The 20,873-nt window shown below is 69.4% G+C and carries 18 protein-coding genes and 2 pseudogenes; 16 read left to right on the top strand and 4 right to left on the bottom strand.

Features of this window, described 5'->3' with window-relative positions:
- Positions 1–39 precede the first annotated feature (39 nt).
- The 5 genes from ACYVF7_RS38015 (at position 40) to ACYVF7_RS37995 (ending at position 5,347) form a co-directional block, all read left to right on the top strand.
- Positions 40–1,350 carry an ATP-grasp domain-containing protein gene (locus ACYVF7_RS38015; protein WP_460350250.1) on the top strand — a complete coding sequence of 437 codons (1,311 nt, stop codon included), beginning with the start codon at positions 40–42 and terminating at the stop codon, positions 1,348–1,350.
- The gene (locus ACYVF7_RS38010; RefSeq protein ID WP_460350248.1) at positions 1,347–2,702 is read left to right on the top strand and encodes a M20/M25/M40 family metallo-hydrolase; all 1,356 of its coding nucleotides are present in this window, start codon (positions 1,347–1,349) and stop codon (positions 2,700–2,702) included. The genes ACYVF7_RS38015 and ACYVF7_RS38010 overlap by 4 nt, the downstream gene beginning before the upstream one ends.
- An 83-nt stretch (positions 2,703–2,785) precedes the next feature.
- A complete protein-coding gene (locus ACYVF7_RS38005; protein ID WP_460350246.1) occupies positions 2,786–4,030 on the top strand; it encodes a metal-dependent hydrolase family protein in 1,245 nt (414 codons plus the stop codon).
- Positions 4,023–4,343, top strand: a complete 321-nt coding sequence (locus ACYVF7_RS38000; RefSeq protein ID WP_460350244.1) for an NIPSNAP family protein — start codon at positions 4,023–4,025, stop codon at positions 4,341–4,343. The genes ACYVF7_RS38005 and ACYVF7_RS38000 overlap by 8 nt, the downstream gene beginning before the upstream one ends.
- A gap of 206 nt (positions 4,344–4,549) precedes the next feature.
- Positions 4,550–5,347, top strand: a complete 798-nt coding sequence (locus ACYVF7_RS37995; RefSeq protein ID WP_460350242.1) for an IclR family transcriptional regulator — start codon at positions 4,550–4,552, stop codon at positions 5,345–5,347.
- Between the two features lie 71 nt (positions 5,348–5,418).
- On the opposite strand, the gene ACYVF7_RS37990 is transcribed toward ACYVF7_RS37995, so the two are convergent.
- Complete coding sequence (locus tag ACYVF7_RS37990) at positions 5,419–6,543, bottom strand: alpha/beta hydrolase family protein (RefSeq protein ID WP_460350240.1); 1,125 nt, start codon at positions 6,541–6,543, stop codon at positions 5,419–5,421.
- A 12-nt stretch (positions 6,544–6,555) separates the two neighbouring features.
- On the opposite strand from ACYVF7_RS37990, the pseudogene ACYVF7_RS37985 reads away from it, so the two are divergent.
- The 7 genes and pseudogenes from ACYVF7_RS37985 to ACYVF7_RS37955 form a co-directional block, all read left to right on the top strand.
- A pseudogene (locus tag ACYVF7_RS37985) lies at positions 6,556–6,963 on the top strand (LysR substrate-binding domain-containing protein); the annotation flags it as partial.
- A 344-nt stretch (positions 6,964–7,307) separates the two neighbouring features.
- Positions 7,308–7,478, top strand: a complete 171-nt coding sequence (locus tag ACYVF7_RS37980) for a hypothetical protein (protein WP_460350238.1) — start codon at positions 7,308–7,310, stop codon at positions 7,476–7,478.
- Between the two features lie 267 nt (positions 7,479–7,745).
- A pseudogene (locus tag ACYVF7_RS37975) lies at positions 7,746–8,708 on the top strand (lanthionine synthetase LanC family protein); the annotation flags it as partial.
- A 4-nt stretch (positions 8,709–8,712) separates the two neighbouring features.
- Positions 8,713–9,003 (top strand): lanthionine synthetase LanC family protein, encoded by a 291-nt coding sequence (locus ACYVF7_RS37970; protein WP_460358345.1) that lies wholly within the window; start codon positions 8,713–8,715, stop codon positions 9,001–9,003.
- A complete protein-coding gene (locus ACYVF7_RS37965; RefSeq protein WP_460358342.1) occupies positions 8,955–11,996 on the top strand; it encodes a lantibiotic dehydratase in 3,042 nt (1,013 codons plus the stop codon). The genes ACYVF7_RS37970 and ACYVF7_RS37965 overlap by 49 nt, the downstream gene beginning before the upstream one ends.
- A gap of 694 nt (positions 11,997–12,690) precedes the next feature.
- Positions 12,691–13,668: a trypsin-like serine peptidase gene (locus ACYVF7_RS37960; RefSeq protein ID WP_460350236.1), complete on the top strand. Its 978-nt coding sequence runs from the start codon at positions 12,691–12,693 to the stop codon at positions 13,666–13,668.
- 76 nt (positions 13,669–13,744) lie between these two features.
- Entirely contained in the window at positions 13,745–13,963 is a 219-nt protein-coding gene (locus ACYVF7_RS37955) for a hypothetical protein (RefSeq protein WP_460350234.1), read from the top strand.
- 228 nt (positions 13,964–14,191) lie between these two features.
- Here ACYVF7_RS37955 and ACYVF7_RS37950 read toward each other — a convergent pair whose 3' ends face one another.
- Positions 14,192–14,431 carry a hypothetical protein gene (locus ACYVF7_RS37950; protein ID WP_460350232.1) on the bottom strand — a complete coding sequence of 80 codons (240 nt, stop codon included), beginning with the start codon at positions 14,429–14,431 and terminating at the stop codon, positions 14,192–14,194.
- A gap of 32 nt (positions 14,432–14,463) precedes the next feature.
- Positions 14,464–15,036: a TetR/AcrR family transcriptional regulator gene (locus ACYVF7_RS37945; protein WP_460350230.1), complete on the bottom strand. Its 573-nt coding sequence runs from the start codon at positions 15,034–15,036 to the stop codon at positions 14,464–14,466.
- 63 nt (positions 15,037–15,099) lie between these two features.
- Here ACYVF7_RS37945 and ACYVF7_RS37940 point away from each other — a divergent pair, with 63 nt between their 5' ends.
- Positions 15,100–16,068, top strand: a complete 969-nt coding sequence (locus tag ACYVF7_RS37940) for an SDR family NAD(P)-dependent oxidoreductase (protein WP_460350228.1) — start codon at positions 15,100–15,102, stop codon at positions 16,066–16,068.
- Between the two features lie 174 nt (positions 16,069–16,242).
- On the opposite strand, the gene ACYVF7_RS37935 is transcribed toward ACYVF7_RS37940, so the two are convergent.
- A complete protein-coding gene (locus tag ACYVF7_RS37935) occupies positions 16,243–17,172 on the bottom strand; it encodes a helix-turn-helix transcriptional regulator (protein ID WP_460350227.1) in 930 nt (309 codons plus the stop codon).
- A 175-nt stretch (positions 17,173–17,347) separates the two neighbouring features.
- Here ACYVF7_RS37935 and ACYVF7_RS37930 point away from each other — a divergent pair, with 175 nt between their 5' ends.
- From ACYVF7_RS37930 to ACYVF7_RS37920, 3 genes are all read left to right on the top strand, one after another.
- Positions 17,348–18,040 (top strand): SDR family oxidoreductase, encoded by a 693-nt coding sequence (locus ACYVF7_RS37930; protein WP_460350225.1) that lies wholly within the window; start codon positions 17,348–17,350, stop codon positions 18,038–18,040.
- Positions 18,041–18,622: 582 nt separating this feature from the next.
- Positions 18,623–19,141 carry a DUF2267 domain-containing protein gene (locus ACYVF7_RS37925; protein WP_460350223.1) on the top strand — a complete coding sequence of 173 codons (519 nt, stop codon included), beginning with the start codon at positions 18,623–18,625 and terminating at the stop codon, positions 19,139–19,141.
- Complete coding sequence (locus tag ACYVF7_RS37920; protein ID WP_460350221.1) at positions 19,138–20,868, top strand: AAA family ATPase; 1,731 nt, start codon at positions 19,138–19,140, stop codon at positions 20,866–20,868. The genes ACYVF7_RS37925 and ACYVF7_RS37920 overlap by 4 nt, the downstream gene beginning before the upstream one ends.
- Positions 20,869–20,873 lie beyond the last annotated feature (5 nt).

The raw sequence follows: 20,873 nt of genomic DNA, 5'->3' as shown, positions 1-20,873 counted from the left end.
GCTCCCCGCTCTGCTCGAAACGCCGAAAGAGAGGAAATCATGACCGCTGACGCAGATCGTCCACTGCTGCTGGTCGTCGCGACGGGTATGCGGCTCTACCGCGAGTACCTGTTCCGCTCGATCAGCACGAGGTTCCGCATCCACCTGTTCCACGTCGCCGAGCCGACGTGGGAACGGGAGTACCTGTCGGGCTGGACCGTGGTGCCCAGCACCCTCGACGGCCCGGCGATGGCGGAGACGGCCCGCAGCACCCTCACCGGGGTCAGCGGCGTGCTCTGCTGGGACGAGGGCCGCATCCACGCCGCGTCGTACGTCGCCGAGACGCTCGGGGTCCGCAACGGCGACCCGGCGGTGATCTGGCGGCTGCGCGACAAGGCCCAGACCCGTACGGCGCTGGACGCGGCGGGCGTCCCGCAGCCCCGCTCGATCCCGGTGAGCACCCTCGACCAGGCGCTCGCGGCCGCCGACCACGTCGGCTACCCCGCCGTGCTCAAGCCGCGTGGCCTGGGTGCCAGCCTCGGCGTCGTCATCGTGAACGACCCCGCCGGGCTCCGCGAGAAGTTCGCCTTCACCCGTGACACCAAGGCCCCCGACCCGGTCGTGTACGCCGGCGAGGAGCCGGTCCTTGTCGAGGAGCGCGTCGTCGGCGACGAGATCAGCGTCGACGCGGTGATCCAGGGCGGCAGGGTGATCCCGCTGTTCATCGCCCGCAAGGTCGTCGGCTACCCGCCGTACGCCGAGGAGATCGGGCACTACGTCGACGCGGCCGACCCCCTGCTCACCGACCCGGGGCTGCTGCGGATCCTGCAGGACACCCACGACGCGCTGGGCTTCCGGGACGGGTGGACGCACAGCGAGTTCATGCTGACCGGCGACGGGCCCCGCGTGATCGAGGTGAACGGCCGGCTCGGCGGGGACATGATCCCCTACCTCGGGCTGCTGGCCACCGGCATCGATCCGGGCACCGCCGCAGCGGCCGCGGCCTGTGGCCTGCCGGCGGACATCGCCCCGTTCCGTCGCCAGGTCGTCGGCATCCGCTTCTTCTACGTCGACGAGGACGACACCACGATCGGCTCGGTCAACTTCGACGAGGCCCGGCTGCCGGATGAGATCGAGCAGTTGGCGGTCGCCGCCGCACCGGGGGACGTGGTCTCGCCCCCGCCCAAGGGCACCGTCTGGGGCCGGGTCGCCTTCGCGATCGCGGCCGCCGACGGCATCGAGCGCTGTGCGGCGGTCCTGGACGCGGCCGGCGCCGCTTTGCGTATCACCCCCGTTCACAGCACCCAGTCCACCCCCGCCGTACCGGCCACCGTGGCCGTCGGCGCCGCCGACAAGGAGAGCATCCGATGAACGAAGACCTACGCGCCGCGGTCAAGCGGCTGATGCCCCAGGCCAGATCCGACCTCGCGGAACTGGTGTCGTACCGTTCGGTCTTCGACGCCCGGCAGTACCCGCAGCGGGAATGCGACCGGGCCGCCGAATGGGTGGCGGAGGCGTTCCGGGAGGCCGGCCTGACCGACGCCGGGTTGCATGACACCCCGGACGGGTCCAAGGCCGTCATCGCCCGCCGTCCTGCCCCGCCCGGAGCACCGACCGTACTCCTGTACTGCCACTACGACGTGCAGCCGCCGGTCGAGCAGGACGCCTGGCGCACCCCCGTATGGGAGCTGACCGAAAAGGACGGCCGGTGGTACGGACGAGGGGCCGCCGACTGCAAGGGCAACATCGTCATGCACTTGACCGCCCTGCGCGCTCTCGGGCCGGACCTTCCGCTCGGCGTCACGCTGGTCTCCGAGGGCTCCGAGGAACAGGGGACCGGCGGCCTCCAGGAGTTCATGCCCGCGAACGCCGACCTGCTCCGCGCCGACGCGATCGTCGTCGCCGACACAGGCAACTCCGCCGCGGGCCTGCCCACCTTCACCGAGACGCTGCGCGGCGGCGTCAACCTCGTCGTCACCGTCTCCACGCTGAGCGGCCCCGTGCACTCCGGCGCGTACGGCGGCGCCGCCCCGGACGCCCTCGCCGCCCTCATTCACGCGCTCGCCAGTCTGCGCGACGAGGACGGCAACACCACCGTACGCGGCCTGCCGTCCGACCAGGCCTGGACCGGCGTCGACTACCCCGCCGAACGATTCCGCCGGGACGCCGGCGTGCTCGACGGCGTCGAACTCCTCGGGGACGGCTCGGTCGCCGACATGGTGTGGGCACGTCCCGTCCTCAACGTCATCGGAATCGACGCCCCTCCGGTCGTCGGCTCGTCCGCCGCCATCCAGCCCACGGCCCGCGCCCGCCTCAACCTGCGCATCCCGCCGGGAATCGCGCCGGAGACCGCGCGGGACGCCATCACCGAGCACCTGCGGGCGGCGGTGCCGTGGAAGGCCCGCGTGGAGGTCGAGGTGGAGGCGATCGGCTCGCCGTTCCGCGCCTCCGGTAACGGGGACGCGCGCACGGCGATGAGCGCGGCGCTCCGGGAGGCCTACGGCCGGGAACCCACCGCCCAGGGCAACGGCGGCTCCATCCCTCTGTGCAACGTCATCGCCGACACGTATCCGGACGCCGAGATCATGCTGCTGGGCGTGGAGGACCCGCAGTCCCTCATCCACGCGCCGAACGAGAGCGTCGACCCCACCGAGATCGAGCACATGGCCCTGGCCGAGGCCGTCTTCCTCCGGAACTACGCCCGCGACGCGGCCGGGTCCTGACCGGTGTCCGGACAGAGCGTGCCGACCCTACGTCCCACGGAACCGCCGCATCCCGCACGAGAAACTTGGATTGGGGCTTGACCATGTTGCAGCGAATCGACGCCGAACAGCTGATCCCTGGATCTGGGGATCCCATCGCGAACGGTGTCGTCGTCCTCGACGATGACAAGATCAGTTACGCGGGCGCGGCGGAAGGCGCGCCGCAGACGCCCGGCGTCCGTACCGTGCGCGCGCAGACCGTGATGCCCGGCCTGTGGGACGCCCACGGCCACTTCATGGGCCTGCGCTCGGCGGACCTGCACCTCCTGCCGCAGGAGCCCATCGCCGTCCGCGCCGCCCGTATCACCGCCGACCTGCGCGCCGCCCTGGACGCCGGGATCACCACGGTCCGCGAGGTCGGCGGGCTCGGCATCCACATCGCGCGGGCGGTCGCCGAGGGCACCATCGAGGGCCCGGCCATCTACGCCGCCGGCACCACGCTTTCGACCACCGGCGGCCACGGCGACCTGCACAGCTACCCGGCCTCCTGGGTCGCGGACTTCGGGCACATGGGGGGTGAGCTGCGCCTGTGCGACGGTCCCGACGAGTGCGCCCGGGCCGCCCGCGAACAGCTGCGCCGAAACGCCAAGCTGATCAAGGTATGCGCCTCCGGCGGCGTGCTGTCGGAGGTCGACCACCCTGTCCACCAGCAGTTCACGAACGCCGAGCTGCGTGCGATCGTCGAGGTCGCCGGGATGGCGGACCGGATCGTCGCCGCCCACTGCCACGGCAAGCCGGGCATCATGGCCGCCCTCGAGGCGGGCGTGACGACGATCGAGCACGGCACGTTCCTCGACGAGGAGGCCGCCGTGGCCATGCGCGAGGCCGGTGCGATCCTGGTCACCACCCGAACGATCTTCCAGGAGCTGCTCGACAACGGGCACATGCTCCCGCCGTACGCCCTGCAGAAGCTGCGCGACACCACTGACCGCCACGGCGAGGCCATCATGATCGCCCGCGAGGCGGGCGTCACCATCGCCGCCGGCACCGATGTGGCGATGTCGGGTTCGGACATGCCCGACTCCTGGGGGCGCAACGGCCGTGAACTGCCTCTCCTGGTGCAGCTCGGCCTCACCCCGCTCGAGGCCGTCGAGGCCGCCACCGCCACCGGCCCCCTCACGCTCGGTCCCCAGGCCCCCAAGTCCGGCCTGCTACGCGAGGGCTACGACGCCGACGTCATCACCCTCGACACCGACCCCCTGGCGGACATCTCCGCACTGGCCGAACCCAAGCACATCACCGGCGTCTGGAAGGCCGGCCGCCGAGTCAAGGAGAGCGACAATGGCTGAGGGTCTGCTGGAGATCCGCCTCTTCACCGTCCAGCCCGGCACCCGCGACGAGTGGCACCAGATCAGCCACGAGGGCACGATCCCGTTGATGCGCGACTGCGGCATCAACGTCCTCGCCTACGGCCCGTCGCTGAACGACGAGAACGGCTACTACCTGCTCCGTCTTTTCCGCGACGAGGACGAACGCGTGAGGCTGTCCCAGTCGATGTACGCCACCGACGAGTGGCTGAAGCGGTACGAGGAGCCGGTGACGGCGATGATGGCCGGTTACCAGACCGCCGTGATCCCGTTCGGGGCACTGCCGACCCGGTGACGTTCACGGCCCGCGATCACCGTCCCGGTTCCCCGGCGGATCCGGAACGGTGATCGCCGTCCCACTCCGCACGATGCGCTGCGGCCGGTCCGGCACCGGTCGCGGGTGCGCCTGCCCGGACCTGGCCTGGGAGGAGCCGGATGCCGCTGCGGTCGAAGACGCCGACCTGGGCTTGACGCTCCGGGAGGGGATTCGATGATGGTGAGGTGAGGACGCAGAACGGTGAGTCGGTTCTGAGCAGGGTCGTGCGGATCTTCGAGGCGTTCACGCCGGAGGAGCCGGCCCTGACCGTCTCGGAGATCTCCCGGCGTACGGGGTTGCATGTGGCGACCGCGTCGCGGCTGGTGGCGGAGTTGGTCTCGCATGAGTTCCTCACTCGAGACGCGGACCGGCGGGTGCGTATCGGCATGCGCATGTGGGAGCTGGTGACGCGGGCGTCGCCCGCTCTTTCGTTGCGGGACGCGGCGATGCCGTTCATGGAGGGCGTCCACGATGTCGTCGGTCACCATGTGCAGCTCGGGGTGCTGGACGGTGATGAGGTGCTGTTCCTGGAGCGGCTGTCGGCGCCGGGGGCGGTGATCAACTACACGCGTATCGCCGGTCGTCTGCCGCTTCATGTCTCCTCCAGCGGCCTGGTGCTCCTGGCGCATGGCCCGGCCGACCTGCGCCGGCGGGTGCTCGCCGGGCCGCTGCACCGCTACACCCCGGAGACTCCCGCGACCGCCGCGCGGCTGCGGGCCGCGCTGGCCGAGGTGCGTCGTCAGGGGTACGCGTACTGTCCGGGGTATGTGCATCCGGACGCGCTGGGCGTCGCGGCCCCGGTGCGCGGAAGCGGGGGCGAGGTGGTGGCCGCGCTGGCGGTGATCGTGCCGAACGAGGCCGCCGCCGCGTCTGTCGTGCCGGTGGTGCGGACCGCGGCACGTGGTGTCTCGCGGGCGATCGGGGCCCCTGCCGCCGGCGGGCGACGTCGTGGCTCAGGTGACGGCGGCGCGCAGGCGGTGTGAAGCGCGCCGGAAGTTCGTCTCTCACGCGCTCGTGGCAGTCCCTGCCCGTGCGCGTCCGGTCGGCTGCCTGATCAGCCGCCGAGCGACGGCGAAGGACGCCGGGCGAAGGTGTCGGTGACCCAGTCGGCGATGTAGGTGCTGACGTGGGAGAGATGGTCCAGGCCGATGTGTTCGGCGCCGCCTTCCTCTCGGGTCAAAACGCGAAGCTCGCACTTCGGGCTGTTCACCGCCTTGTCGTAGGAGCGATGCGCGTACTCCAGGGGAATCTGCCGGTCGTTCTCGCCGTGGCAGATCAGGAACGGGACGGTGATCTGCTCGACCACACCGTCCAAGTGGATGCTGTCGGCGAATTCGATGAATGCGTTCAGATCGTCGAAGCCCCACACCCACAGGACGTGTTCCCAGTAGTGGGGTACCGGCCGTTCCCCTTCGCGTTCCAGTCGGCGGCGCTGCACCGCGCCCCAATTGTGGTTGGCACCCCACGCCACACCAAGGGCAAGACGTTTTTCGAAGGCGAGTGCGCGCGGTGCGAAGTAGCCGCCGAGCGACCAGCCGGCCAGGCCGATCCGCGCCGGTTCGACGTCGGTCCGAGTGAGCAGGTAGTCGACGCAGGCGCTCGCCCAGACCTCGGTGTCGATGCGGGCGTGCAGCCCTTGCAGGCGCAGGGCCTCACCGCTGCCGGGGCAGTCCACCATCAGTGTGCTGATCCCGCGGGCCGCCAGCTCCTGGCCGAACCCGGAGGCGTACATGTGCTCCTTGGTGGAGTCCAGCCCGTTCCACATGATGATCACTGGACTGGCGGCGTCGCCGGGGGCGCGAGTGAAGTACGCCGGCAGCGTGGTCCCCTCGTACGGCACGGCCACCCGCGTGGTGGCGGGATCGGCGAGGTCGAACGCCTTCTGCTGCAGCTCCAGGACCCGCCGGTAGGTGTCCAACCGTCCCGGCGCGGACGCGCTCTGCATCCGCTCGGCCTGGCACAGGTAATTCGTGGCGCGGGCGTACAGGCCGGCGGCGCGGGCGCGCCCGGCCTGCTCGGCCTGTTCGGCCTGCGCGACCAACTGGTCGGTCAGCGCCGTCCAGGCCCGCAGGAAACCCGGGGTGCCGGCGTCCTCGCCCCGGGCGGCGAGTTCCTTGATCGGCCGACAGGCGCGGTCGACCTCGTCGATCAGCCCGCCGCTGTTGAGGGCGGCGACCACGACGACTGGGTCTGCGTCACCTCGGTCGACAACCCCGCCGCCGATAAAGCGCTCACCGTCGATGACCTACGCACCCTGCCCTGGGTGCTCACCTACGCCGGCCCAACGGCTGCCACCCCCGCCTCGCGGCAACTGCAGCTGCTCGGCATCGAACCGACCGCGCAAGTGATCACCGAAAGCTTTCTCACCATCCCCGATCTCGTCGCGGGGACCGATCGCATCGCCGTTCTGCAAGGCCGGCTCCCCGAGCGCCTGTCCACCGACGCCAGCGTCCGGATCGCGCGGTTCCCGGTGCAGTTGACGCCGCTGGTCGAGGCGATGTGGTGGCATCCGATCTACGACGACGACCCGGAGCACACGTACGTACGGGATCTGGTCCACCGCGCCACCGAGCCGCTTCGCCGGCGCGACGCCCGCTGAGCGGCCGAACACTTCGTCGAAGAAACCAACGGCCGAGCGAAAGAGATTTTGGCGCGTTCCACAAGGTCGTCGCCGTATGGCCTGGGAGCGCAGGTCATTGGGCCCCCTGGCGCCGTTGACTCCCCTAGATGATCTTAGATAGATTCCCCGCAATGGTGCGCAAGGCGGTAGGGCGATAAGGGTTCGCGACCGGACCACTCCGACCTGAAAGGAGCTCATTCCATCGCCTCCCTTCGGAGAAACTCCCGAGGTATCCCGTGCAATTGACGCGGTCGCCTGCGGCCTATCAGGGAGGCATCCGGATATCCGGTGCCGATATCGCTCCCACAGTGATCGGAGAACCGATGACGATCTCGCTCACCGACCAGGCCAACGCCGAGGCTCAGGACGAGTTCGACCTCGACGTCCGAGTTTCGGAGCTGTCGACGTCCGCCGAGATCCTCGGCTGCACCGACTCCTGCCCATGCTTCACAGCCCCCTGCCAGTCCACGCCTACCTGTCTGGAAGGCATCTGACCGGTCCGACGCGCGGCGGCCGTCAAGGATGATCCGGAGCAACCGTCCCGGATGCCTCGCTTGACGTTCCCGGCCTCCGCGTGCCCCGGAGGATGACCGTCCGGGCGGAGCGCCGGGCCGTTTTCATCCGAGCATCCTCATGTGGGTGCCATGGCGAAAATGGTGATCCGGGGCTCCGCCGGACGGTCGCTGATGAATGGCTGGACGACCTCAGGCGCATAGGGCAGACAATTGACCGATACTGAGATCGCAGAGCTCGCTCGACGCATGGCCGATCGGCTTGCCGGCGCCCCGCCGAACGAGGGTTGGGAAAATCTGGGTAGCGGAGACCTCGGAATTGCGCTTGCCCTTCACTACGCGAGCGAAGTATTCGATGACGAGCGTTATCTCAAAGCCGGACGCGACGTTCTTCGCCGTGCGGTCGAGGCCACGGCGCGGGACCCTCTGATGGCGGCGGGCCTGTTCACCGGCACGGCCGGCTTCGTATGGGTCCTAGCCGAGTTCGCACGCCGTGATGCGCGCTATGTGAGGTCGCTTCGCTCGGTGGCCAGGCTGGCCGAGCAGACGCCGAGCCCGCCGGAACGCGGCGGCGTCGCCCTGGGCGAGTTCGACGTGATCAATGGGGCGGCAGGGCAGCTGGCCGCCGTGCTGAAGGCCGCGGAGACCATCGGGACCATGAGCGCGGCGTCGGACGACAAGCTGCGGGACGCGGCCGACCGGCTCGTCGCCTACCTCCTGGAAGTCACGGCCATCGACGCGGACGGTGCACCGAACTGGTTCTGCCCGCCCCGCCTCTATCCCAAGGCCGCGCCCTGGTTCCACGACCAGTTCCCGAGCGGGATGTACAACCTGGGCTTCTCCCACGGACTGCCGGGCATGCTCGCCGCGCTGACGTTGGCGGCCTCCGCGGGGATCAGGCGGACGCAGGCGGAGGAACGCGTCGCCGAACTCGCGCACCGGCTGGACGAATGGCAGCTGAACGACGACGACAAGAACGGCGGCGGCCCGAGCTGGCCCGGCGCCCTGCAGGCCGACCCCGAATCCCGGCTCCCCATTCATACCGATAACGACGCCCCGGCCCGTACGGCATGGTGCTACGGCGCACCCGGCATCGCAGCCGCGCTGCTGTCGGCCTCCGCGATCACCGGAGACACCGAACTCGCGGTCGCGGCGCTCACCCGCGTACGAGACACCCCGCAAGCCGAGCGCCGGACGTTCGCCCCCACCCTCTGCCATGGGGTCGGCCGGCCTGCTCACCGTCTACACCAGGGCCTACGCGCAGACAGGCGATCCGGCCCTGGAACGAACGCGGAACGACACCATTGCCCAGCTCTGCGCCATGGCAGTGGACGAGCATCCCTTTGTGTTCGCCGATCTGCCCGAGCCGGACAGGCCCTCGCACAACACAGGCCTGCTCGAAGGCGCGGCCGGAGTGCTGCTCGCCCTGCTCGGCACTATTTCCCCCAAGGCCTCCCGATGGGACGAAGTGCTGCTCTTGACACCAATGGACATGAGCGCCGCATGAAGCGGACCAGCCCCTACAAGGCGAGTGGGTTCTTCCTCCTCAGAGCACCGGCGCTACCGGTCCGCCCGATGTTGGACATCCTGGAGTCGTTCCCCGCGACAGCGGATGATGCTTGGCAGGACGGCTATGCCGACGCCCTGCTGAAGCTCTGGGCCATGCCCGGAGTCTCGGCCGCGATCCGTTCCGCGACGTCCGACCTCGCCGATGCCGTTGACCGCTTCGACGACCTGTCCCCCAAGGACCGGCGCCGGGCGATGCTGAGCCTCGGCCGCTACCTCAACAGGATGAGCCTCCGCGCGACCCCGTTCGGCCTCGTCGCCGGGGTCGCCGGCGGCTTCTTCAGCGACCCCGGCGACGCCGGCGACGAAGCGCACGCGCGGCTCGGCGACACCGCCATCGGCAGGGCACGGGCCAGGGCCGACATGGGATGGGTGATGCACCTGGCAAAGAGCATCGCCAAGGACGCGGGTCTCTCTCCTGACCTTCTCGTACGCCAGAACGATCTCCTCTACGCGGACCGCGGCAGGGTGTGGCTGCAGTCGGCCGACGGTTACGGGACGAAGGAGAATCGCGCGATCAGTGTCCGCCTGAACGGGCCCGTCGTCGCCGTCCTCGACCACACCACGACGCCGAGGACCCTCGGCGACCTGCGAACCCATCTGGTGGCCCGCTATCCCAAGGGCGCGGCGGAGAAGATCGACGGCCTGCTCCGGGAGCTTCTCGAACTCGACATCCTCGTCACCGCCGAACGTCCCGGAATGCTCGCAGGCAGCCAGAACATCCCACTCCGTTCTCTCCTGCCGGCCGACCCCGCACTGGCCCAGGCCCTTGACGACGTCGAGACCGCGATCCAGGCGTTCAACCAGACCCGCGACGTGCACGGCGACCTGCGCGCGCGGATCGAGTCGAAGGCCAAGGCCGTCGCCGCCGACTACGAAGGCGAGGTCCTGCAGATCGACTCCGCGCTGGGCTTCACGTCGCCTCCCGTTCTTCCCCAAGAGGTGGCCCGCCTGGCAGAGCACGCAGCCGAGGTACTGGCCATCGTCGGATCCGATCAGTACCCACCGCACCTGCGGCAGTACGCGGACGCCTTCGTCGAACGTTATGGCCTTCGTGCCGAGGTCCCCGTGCTGGAGCTCCTCTCCGAGGAGAACGGTCTCGGGCCTCCAGCGGGCTACCTGTGCCCGGAGCGGTCGTATCCGCTCGCCTACGAGGACGCCGATTCCCCGGCATGGACCGACCGCGAGGCGCTGCTCGTACGGCTGGCGTCCACCGCGCTCGCCCAGCGCAGCATCAAGGTGTCGCTCGATGACCGCATCCTCGCCGAGTTCGCCGACGCCTCAGACCCCGACGATCGCCCCAGATGGCCCTCGATCGACGTCCACCTGCAGCTGACGCATGGCGCCGAAGGCTGGCGCGGCATGGTTTCCGGAGTCGGCGTCACCCTCGGCGGCCGCACCTTCGGACGGTTCCACGACCTGCTCGCCCCCGAGGTCCAGTCCGCTCTGCGGGACCTCGCCGCCGCCGAAGAGGAGCTCATCGGGGACGCGCTGACCGTCGAGCTCACTTACCTATCCTCGGACGCCCGCGCCGCGAACGTGTCGATACGCCCGCTGCTGCACGAGTGGGAACTGCCGATCAACGTCGCGACCGACCGCCCCGCCGACCGGCTGATCGAGCTGGCGGACGTCGTCGTAGGCGTGGACGGCGGGCGCCTCTACCTCCGCAGTCCCCGCTTGGACCGCCACCTGCACGTGACCCAACGCTCGATGCTCAACCTGGGCAAGGCGCCGAACGTCTGCCGCTTCCTCATCGAGAGCTCGACCGCCCAGGCACGCCGGGTCTCGCCGTTCGAGTGGGAACGCCTCGCCGAAGCCACCCCGTTCCTGCCGCGCCTCGAACACGCAGGCCTCGTACTGCGCCGAGCACGCTGGAGACTGAGGGACGAGGCCGTCGCCGCGGACGCCGATGCCATGCAAGCCTGGAGGGAGACGTGGATGGTTCCCCGCCGCGTCCACCTGATCCAGGCCGACAACTCCATCCTGCTCGATCTCACGAGCGCCCCCTCCCTGGCCGAGCTGCGCACCGCGATCGCCCGAGCACCAGCCGGCGACGTCCTACTGGAGGAGGCACTTCCCGACCCCGACGAGGGCTTCCTCACCGACGCCGCCGGAGAACGCTACGTCTCGGAGGTCGTCGTCCCGCTCCTGCGCGCCGCCCCCGCACCATCCGCTCCCCACAAGCCCACCGTCCGCCGAGCACCGGTCACCGAACGCGTGAAGCCGGTCGGCAGCGACTGGCTGTACGTCAAGCTCTACGCCGAGCCGGACGCACACGACGCCCTCGTGACCAACGAGCTCGCCGCGTTCGCCCAACAATGCGGTGAGCCGTTCTTCGTCCGCTACAGCGACCCCGCACCCCACCTCCGCGTCCGTTTCCCTGCCTCAGACGAGACGATCCTCGCCACGACAGCGCAATGGGCACGCGCGCTTCTCGCGAACGGCCGGATCATCGACTTCACGTTCGCCACCTACCACCGCGAGATCGAGCGCTACGGCGGCCCGGAGCTGATCGAGCACGCCGAACGCTGGTTCCAGCGCGACAGCACCGCGGTAACGCTTCTCCTCAGGCACCCGGGAGACCGAATCGCGACAACCGCCCTCAGCCTGGAGCACATCGGCCGCCTGCTTCTCCCGTCCCTCCAAGACCGCCGCCGCCTGGCCCGGGCGGCCGCCCCCAACCACATCGGCGGCCCCGAATACCGCGAGACAGGACGCACCCTCTGGACAGACCTGACCAACCCCGGCGTCCACGCCCAAGCCGAGGAGATCTGGCGCCCCGCGGCACAGCCGCTCGCCCACCGCATGGACCTCGCCGTAAGCCTCCTGCACATGCACTGCAACCGCATGGGCCTGCCCCGCGACAAGGAGGAGATCGCGTTCGGCGTCTGGCGGCGCCTCCTGGACAGAATCGCCAACACCAGGACGGCCTGAGGTCATGAGGAGCCTCATACGTCTCCTGGCGTTCCCTTTTGGCCTGCCGCAGTTGCGCTCCGCTGCCCGTGACGATCCGCGGGGTCGCGCCCGCAGCCTGCACGGTGGCGGCCGCCGGAGGCGGGGGTGAGAACCGGCTGCCTAGCCACTGAAACATTCTGATAGTTGCGCAATTGGCGAAATAGTTGGCAGTCGTCCTGAATCGGCCATTGTGCAGTCGTGGCTGCGAGTACATGGGCGTGCACGTACGGCTGCGGCCTGGTCAATGCGGGGTAATTCGCAATCCGGCTCGGCACCGCCGCGGCCCGCGCGGTTAGAGGGCGCGTCCGCCAGAGAGTATCGACGGCATTGTCCGTCGGAATCGGCCTGCTCGCCGCGTCGCGGCGGAAGGTCGCCCGTTCTCTCCTACGTTGGTCGGCGGCAGGCCGGGCGGAGAAAGGCCGTCGCCGGGAGGCCGGCGACAGTCCTTCTCTCTCCGGAGAGCGCCGGTCCGCCGAGCGGTTCATCGGCGACGACCCGCCGATGAACCGCGAATGAATTGTGGACGGTCCTGCCTCGGATGCCGTGAGCTGACCGCTTGCGGACACTCCGTAGGTATAGGGAAATCACTGGAAATCGACTCTCATTGCTGTCTGTCGGCCCGAGTCAAGGAATCTGTTGCGGCCGGGCGACGCGATGAGTAATGGGAGACCGAATGTCGCACGTACGCCGATGGGTGCTGTCGGCGGGGGCCGCACTGGCCCTCATGCTCGGATTCGCAGGAGCGGGCGCGACCGCGCACGCCGCCCCGAACCCCGCCGGGACGACGAGCTCGACCGCGCGCCTCAGCGACGGCCAGGCCGTCGACTCGGCGGCCGCCCTCAAGAAAGTGGCCGACTACTGGACCCCGGAGCGGATGCGTCACGCCACCCCGGTTCCGGAACAGACTCCGGGCCCGCAGACCAAGGCACTGCCCACTCGACCGAGCGGCCCTCGGGGCTCCACTCCGCCGGCCAAGCCCGTCGCCTCCGGCTCGATCTCGCCGATGATCACCGAGTCGGCGGTGGCCGGCAAGGTCTTTTTCCACAAGCCGAGCGGCGGCGACTGGGTCTGCTCCGCGAGCGCGCTGAACAGCGATTCCAAGCAACTCGTCATCACCGCCGGCCACTGCGTCCATGAGGGCGCGGGCGGGAACTGGATGCAGAACTGGACGTTCGTGCCGCGCTACCGCAGTGGAGCGCGGCCGTTCGGCACCTTCGCGGCCAAGGAGTTCCGCACCTTCAACTCCTGGATCAGCAGCAGCGACCTGAGCCGCGACGTCGGCATGGTGACGACCTGGCCGCTCAACGGCAACAAGCTCGTCAATGTCGTCGGTGGCCACGGCCTCAACTGGAACTGGGGGAATTCCGTCGCCATCACGATCCTCGGCTACCCCGCCAACGCGAACAACGGCGAGATCCAGCAGTGGTGCCAGGGCACGACCAGTGACGGCGGCGGAGGCACCATCAAGCTCCAGTGCAACTTCAACGGCGGCTCCAGCGGCAGCGGCTGGCTGATGAACTTCAATGACAGCACAGGGCTCGGGCAGGTCGACGGCGTGATGAGCACACTCGACAGCACGGGCTGGAACCGGGCCTCCTACTTCGATGACGCGGTGAAGGCCATGTTCGACGCCCAGGGCGGCGTGACCTGACAGATCGACGACCGGTGGCCCCGCTGAGGCCTAGACTGGTACGCGGGGTCACCGGCCTGGATCAGGAGTGCACAAGGTGAGATCTTCCAGAGTGCGCAGACTGGCGATGATCGCCACCGCGTCGGCGGTGGTCACCGTGATCGCGGTGATCCGTTATGTGGCCGCGTCGACCACGTCGTCACCTCCGCCGGACACCGGCTCCACGGGCAGCCAGGTTCAGCCGTCTCCGACGACCCAGTATTGGTCGCCGGAACGTATGCGCAACGCCAAGCCGGCGGAGATGCCACCGCCCTGAGCTGCCCGCCCTACGCCCCGAATGACCGCCCCGCTGTCGGTCGTCAGTGCCGTGGAGACCCTCACCAGGGCCCTCGCCGTGGAGCCCATGGCTTTGTTCACGACTACGTGGACAAAGTCAGAACGAGCACCGGTCCTGGTGATCACGGACTTGCGACGCTAAGTGATCACTGGGGAGACCTGTGCCCGGGCTGCCATCATGCTCAACTCCTGAGCTCAAGCGGTGAGGTCAGGTGAGGGTCCTGCCGTCGTCGACCGTGATGACCTGGCCGGTGACGTAGTTGGGGGCCATGAGAGGAGGGCCGAGGCGGAGGCTTCCTCGGCGGTACCGAAGCGGCCGAGGGGAGTGGTCGATCCGGCGGCGGCGATCGCGTCGTTGGAGTCCAGCACCCGGCTGCGAGCGCAGGAGTGAGGTGTCGATCCGGCCGGCCGAAGCGGACGGTGTCCACGCCCAGCCGTGCAGGGCCACCGAAGCACCACCGCGCCTATCTGCGCGACCTCTTAGCAAACCAGGAGATCGACAGCGACCTTCAGCCGGTCGAGGTAGAACTCCCGTGATGCGGCCTGATGCTTGAGGCCGATCGATGCGCTGATCATCGTCTGTGCGACCAAGGGGGCCGCGTCTTGTCCTGACTCGACGGCGATCGCGTCTGTGATCAATTCCTCGAAACGTCGCGGCGTGGTTTCGACGATCTCTCCGAGGAGGTCGGGGTTGTCCTCGATGACCGCCGCGACGTCTTGCGTCAGCGGGCCGATGTAGCGGCCTGCCCACTGGTCGAACGCTTCGACGAGGCGCTCTGGAAGGGGGCGGTCGGTCTCGGCCAAGACGTGTTCGACCGCTGTGATGTCCCGCTCCAGGGCCTGGGTGACCGCGGCACGGAACAGAGTCTCCTTCGAGGAGAAGAGAAAGTAGAGCCCGGGCCGGGAGATGTCCGCCGCCCGCGCCACTTCCTCCATCGAGGTCTTCCGGTAACCGAATCGCGCGAACGTGACCATCGCGGAGTCCAGAACCAGGGTCCGGCGATCGGTATCGGCGACTGTCGACGGCGGGTGGCCAGCATCGGGACTGCTCATGGAACGAGCATAGGAGCGAGCAGCAAACTATACAAATCAAGTCTAGTGCGTATAGTCGGTGCCATGACTCACGCACTCATCTCCACGCCCTTCACTGCCTCCAGCACCGCGGACGAGGTGCTGCGAGGCGTCGACCTCGCCGGCGTACGCGCGATCGTGACGGGAGCTTCTTCCGGACTCGGGATCGAGACGGCTCGTGTGTTGGCCGCTGCCGGGGCGGAAGTGGCGCTCGCTGTCCGGAACACGACTGCGGGTGACGCCGTCGCTGAGACGATCGAGAAGTCGACCGAAGGGATCCGTCCCCGAGTCGTCCAGCTCGACCTTGCCGATAGGACCTCGGTCACACGATTCGTCGACGCGTGGCGCGGCCCGCTTCACCTGCTGATCAACAACGCTGGCGTGGTCACCGGTGGCCTCGAACGGACGCATGAGGGCTGGGAGCTGCAATTCGCGACAAACCATCTTGGCCACTTCGCCCTGGCCACCGGCCTTCATGACGCCCTGGCTCTGGGAGCGGCCGACCGCGACGGAGCACGGATCGTCTCGGTCAGTTCGACGGCGCACATGCGTTCCGGCATCGACTTCGACGACCTCCACTTCGAGCGTCGCAGCTACGATCCGCAGATTGCCTACGCCCAGTCGAAGACGGCGAACTCTCTCTTCGCCGTCGAGGCGTCCCGTCTCTGGGCGTTCGACGGCATCGTCGCCAATGCTGTGAACCCGGGCGGTATCGCGACAGGACTGCAACGGAACTTCACAACAGAACAGAAAAAGTCGCTCGCCGCGGCCGAGGCCGCCGGCGTCTTCACCTACAAGACGGTCGAGCAGGGGGCCGCCACCAGCATCGTCGCGGCCGTCGCCCCCGAGTTCGCTGGCTCCGGAGGCCACTACCTCGACGATGCACAAGAGGCCTACACCGTGCCGAACGACGCCGACCTCGCGCAGCACCCGCACGGTGTCAAGGAATGGGCGCTCGATCCCGCCATCGCCAAGCGCCTCTGGACTGTCTCGACCGACCTACTCCGCGCCTGATCTCTCTCGTCGCGGGAGTGATCAACGAATATCACCACGCAGCCGTAACCCCAGCTCATAGCACGTAACTCAATATTCGAGCGGCACACCCTCAGCAAGTCCTGTCGTTGCAGGTCAAGGGCACTTTCGTGTTTCTGGTCAATCCCTGGACAGCCATCTCACGAACGCGTGAGGTCAGCGGGGCGGGCGGATTGGTTCCGTGGGTGAGGTCTGCGGTGCTGTCCAACTGGCGAGGAGTTTGAGGCGGTCCTCCGAGGGGGTGCCCGGCTCGGCCGTGTAGATGATCAGGTCGTGTACGGCCCGTTGCGGCAGGGGCAGATTCAGATCGCGGAAGGTCATCTCCACGCGGCCGACTTCGGGATGGTTCAGCCGCTTGACGCCTTCGTGACGGATTCGGACGTCGTGACTGGCCCACATGGTGCGGAAGTCGGGGCTGAGCGTGGACAGTTCGCCGACAAGCTCGCGCAGGGTCCGGTCGTGAGGTTCGCGTCCGGCTTCGGCGCGGAGCACCGCGACCGTGGCCCTCGCGCCTTCCTCCCAGTCGACGAAGAAGTCGCGGGAGCCCGGGTCGAGGAAGAAGTAACGGGGGAAATTGGCGCAACCCCGGTCGCCGGTGGTGGCGCTGTCGAACATCGGTGAGTACAGGGACCTGCACAGCGCGTTGCTCGCGACGATGTCCAGACGGCCGGTACGTACGAAGGCGGGGGCCATGGTCATGGAGTCCACCATCCATTGGACGGAGGACGGGATCTTGACGTCCTTGCGGCGATTCGGCCTGCGGCGGGTGGGGCGAGCCGCTCTGGCCAGCTCGAACAGGTAGGTGCGCTCGTCCTCATTGAGGTGCAGTGCCTGCGCGACCGCTTCCAGCACGTCCTCGGAGACACCGCCGATGTGGCCCTTCTCCAGCCGCGTGTACCACTCGGTGCTCACGCCGGCGAGGGCCGCGACCTCCTCGCGCCGTAGTCCAGGAACCCGTCGGCGTCGGCTGGTGGGCAGTCCGACCCGCTCCGGGGTGAGCTTGGCGCGTCGGCTGATGAGGAAGTCGCGGATCTCCGAGCGGTTGTCGGTGGGATCACCGGCGTGGTTCTCGGACGGAGGCTCCATTCGCCCAGGGTATCCATGGTCCGGCCGATAGAGAGGTTGCGTTTATACCCCCCATAAACGCGACCTTTCCCGCCTCTGACGGAGCCGGTTACCTGGGATCGGCGGACTAGAACGGCACTCCTTCATCGCGGGCCGCCGTCCGCCGGTCCATCATCCACACCCCAGGAGCATGACCATGGCCAGCAAGACCGTACTGATCACCGGCGCGACCAGCGGTATCGGCGCCCACACCGCGCGGTTGCTCCTCGACCGCGGCCACCGTGTGGTGGTCACCGGCCGCAACGAGAGCAAACTGAAGCTTTTCCTCGAGGACGCCGGCCACCCCGACCGGCTGCTGGGTCTCGTCTCGGACGCGGCGGACTGGGAGGCCACCGAGTCGGTCGTGACCCGCACCGTGGAGCACTTCGGTGCCCTGGACGCGGCGGTGGCCAACGCCGGATTCATGACCGGTGACTCCATTGGGGACGGCGACCCGACCCGGTGGTCGTCCATGGTCCTCACCAACGTCCTCGGCCCCGCCCTGCTGGCCCACGCCGCCCTGCCTCACCTGGAGGCCACCGGCGGACGGCTGGTGCTCCTCGGTAGCGTCGCCGGGCTGAAGAACTCTCCCGGGAACCTCTACTCGGCCACCAAGTGGGCCACCACCGGGCTCGCCGAGAACCTGCGTCTTCTCGCCACGGCCCGCGGCATCGGTGTCACCCTGGTCAACCCCGGCATGATCGACACGCCCTTCTGGCAAGGCGCCGGCGTTCCCCCCTTCGCCCTGCCTCCCCAGCCCATCGCGGAGGCCATCGGCTTCGCCCTCGACCAGCCGGCGGGCGTCGACCTCAACACCCTGACCATCCGGCCCGTGGGCCAGCCCGTCTGACCACGCTCGGTTGTCACACCACGCCGCTCGCTCTCTCGGAGCTTCCTTGCATGTCTTTGTCACGGGTGGGTCCGGTCTGACCGGTCCGCAAGCGCGGAGATGCGAGCCGATGGCATGGCGCGGGCGTTGTTCCCTGGTCGGACGCAAGGCGTAGGAACCTCCACCGGACCGGAACACGCCCGCGCACCTCACGCCCCGAGCCGTACGGCACTGGCCAGGCCGATTCCGGTGCCGCCCCCGGCGACGAGAGCGGTCCTGTCCTGAAGCAGTCCCACCTGAACAACCGCCATGCTGGTCTTCTGGGAGCACGGCGACGAGGGGGCCGGCCTGGGGTGGCGCTTACTCCCACCACGGCACCCGGGCGGGCCGTCTTCACTGGGTGAGCTACCACAGGGTGCGGGGCGGCCGGGCGGCGGCTACGGTGGAGTAATGCCGTATCGGTCCGTCTTGCCGATACGGGCCGCTCGACCATCGAGGTCTTCGCGCCGCCCCTGATCGATTGCCCGAAAACCCGCTTGCGGGCGAGTAATCGCGTTCGCCGCACGCCGCCGAGACCGGCTCCTGAGCGGGGGAGGAGCGACCGTGGACTACCGTGAGTTCATCCAGGTCACGCAGCGCAGGGGCTGTATCGACGGCGACCTGGCCGAACGCGCCGCGCGGGCGACCCCGATGACGCTGGCCAAGCGCCCGTCGCCTGGGCAGGCCTGCGACCTTCTCGAACAGATCCCTGCAGAGATGAAGCCCTGGCTCCACCCCCAACGAGCCGCCGAATGGTTCGACATCGATGAGTTCCTGTGCCGCGTCGCCGAGCGCGAGGGTGCTGACGTCGAGACCACCGAGCGGCACGCGCACGCCGTCTTCTACGTGCTGCACGGTCCGCTCGGACACGGCCCGGCCACGAGCGGCGAGACGGCGCGACGGATATCGCTGGACCGGTTCGTGGATCGCATCGCCGAGCCGGCGGGCGTGGACCCGTTCGAGGCGCGGGAGTACGCCCGCGCGGTCTTCGCCACGTTGCGCGAGGTGGTACGGGACGACGAGTACTTCGACGTCACCGTCCAGCTGCCGATGGACTACCACGCGCTGCTGCCGGAGCCATGATGTCCACCCTGCCGGCGTACTGCACCGAGGAGCCTCACGGGCCGGCGACGATGCGCGGCCGTGCGGCCGAATGGAGCGCCGCCCTCGATCTGCTGACCGCGGCGCACGACGGGCGCTCCGGAGTCCTGCTCGTCGAGGGCGAGCCCGGCATCGGCAAGAGCCTCCTCCTCCGCGAGGCGACGCGAACGGCCCGCGCGTGCGGCTTCTCGTCGGTGACGGCCGGCAGCCCCGAGCTCGGCCGGATGCCGCTCATGGAGTCGCTGCTCTCGGCGCTCGGCGAGGACGTGATCGCCGACGGCGAGGGACCGTCCGCCGAGCCGGACCGGCGCATGTGGCGGGTCGAGAGGATCCGCGCCGGTCTCGACGAACGAGCCGGAGCCGGCCCCGTGCTGGTTAGCCTCGACGACCTTCAGCTGGTGGCGCCGACGGCCCTCGCGACACTGCGGGCCTGGACGTCACAGCTCGCCGGCCGGCCCGTCGCGTGGCTGCTGGCCTGCAGCACGGTGAAGGCGGGGAAGGCCGCTGGCCGCCTCTTCGACCTCCTCGAATACGACGGCGCGCGGCGGATCACCCTGCCGCCCCTCGACGACGACGCGCTGATCGGGATCGTCATCGACATGCTCGGTGCCGCGCCCGATCCGCGGCTGGTGGCGCTCGCCGGCCAGTCAGGCGGCAACCCGTACCTGCTCACCGGGCTCATCGCCGGGCTGCGCGGCGAGAACGGGATCCAGATCTGCGACGGCGGCGCACGGCTCGTCGCGGCCGGCCTGCCGCGGCGGTTCCAGGCGGCGGCACGGCACCTGCTCGACCAGCTGGGCCCGCGGACGCGCCACCTGCTGACCGTGACCGCGGTCCTGGCACGCTCGTTCTCGCCGGACGCCGCGGCCGCGGTGCTCGGCACGACCCCGGCCGCGATCGTCCCGCAGCTCGACGAGGCGCTGTCGGCGGGCGTGCTCACCGTCGCGGGGGAGGAGCTGGCCTTCCGGCACGGCCTGCTGTGGCAGGCGGTCACCGACGCCGTTCCGGTTCCCATCCGAAAGGCGCTGCACCGGCAGATCGGCGACGTCCTGTTCGACCGGGGCGGGCCTGCGACGGCGGCCGCGGCGCACCTGATGCAGGGTGTCCGCGCGGGCGATTCCCGTGGCCTCGCCAAGCTGGACCGGCTGGTCGACGACGTCCTGCCGGTCTCACCGCAGACCGCGGCGGACATCGCGCTGCGGGTGATGCGCCTCACCGATCCTGCCGAACCGGCCCGGACCGACCGCACGCTCACCGCCGTCCGCACGCTCATCGAGGCGGGTCGGCTGGACGAGGCCGCCGGCTTCACCGAATCGGCCCTCACCCGGCCGCTGACCACCGCCACCCACGCGTACCTGTGCTGCCTCCGGTCGGAGATCCTGCACATGCAGGGCCGGTCGGCCGAGGCCGCGGCGGACGCCGCGACCGTACTGGCCGAACCAGGCCTGCCGGACCGGCTCCGTGACGCCGCCGAACTCGCGCTACTCAACGCGCAGGTCGCCGCCCGTGACGGCAGGCTCGCGCGCGGCACGCGCAGGCGATCGTCGAGGCGGCCGGCGAGCACGGCGACGCCCTCGTCACCGGGGCGTTCATCACGCTCGCGCTGGCCGCGTGGGGCGCGGACGACCTGGCCGAGGGACTGCGGCTCGCCCGCGAGGCCGTCCGCCGGGCGGCGTCCACCGACGCCTGGTGCCTGCACCCCCGGATGATCCTG

Source organism: Actinoallomurus acanthiterrae, assembly GCF_054775715.1.
This window is presented reverse-complemented; position numbering and strand designations above follow the sequence as displayed.